This window comes from Vibrio sp. 2132-1 (genome assembly GCF_033344315.1).
On sequence record NZ_JAWPON010000253.1, the window covers coordinates 1 to 765 of the forward strand.

At 48.2% G+C, this 765-nt stretch carries 1 protein-coding gene; it reads right to left on the reverse strand.

What is annotated here, in order from left to right:
- Positions 1-765, reverse strand: a 765-nt coding sequence (locus R8N47_RS24755; RefSeq protein WP_318186045.1) for a methyl-accepting chemotaxis protein, incomplete at both ends; no start/stop codon positions are given.

The window sequence follows — 765 nt, forward strand, 5'->3', positions numbered from 1 at the left end:
AAGCATGCTGACTGTTACTCGCCACCATTTCGACCGACTGTGTAATACCTGCCATTAACCCATTTATGGATTGCGTTGCGTGAGATTGCTGCTCGGCAGCAGCGGCCAATTCTGCCATTTGCTCGTTTAGAGAACCGATCTGCTCTGTCGTTGAAACCAATCTCGTTACGGCATTATCGATGTGTTCAGCACCTTGCTCTGCCAACGACTGGCTGTGTTCAATTTCCTGAACCACCGTGTGAGTTGAACGCTGAATTGCGTTAATAATACCGTTGATTTCTGTCGTCGATTGCGTGGTTCTTGTCGCCAACATGCGCACTTCATCGGCAACCACAGCAAAACCTCGCCCTTGTTCACCAGCTCTCGCCGCTTCAATTGCCGCATTGAGTGCCAGCAAATTAGTCTGTTCTGCTAACCCTTCAATCACTTCCGTCACGCGGCCAATTGCTTCGCTCTCTTTGCTTAACTGCGTAACTTGGGTGCTAGCGCTTTCTATGCTGCTGTGTAAACTTTCCATGGTCGCTTTATTTTGCTCAAGTGCGTCACGACCTTGTTCTATCTCATCTTTTGAATCTGATAACTTTTGCACCGATTGATTGGCTTGATCCAACGTATTACTCGCAGCAAAGGCAATCTCTTCGAGTTGACGCCCCATTTCTGAGATATTGGACTGTTGTTGCTCTACGTTATTGGAAGTCACTTGTGCCGATTCGAGAAGCGCACCCATGCTGGTGTCCACTTGGTTCGCTTTGCCATTTACACCTG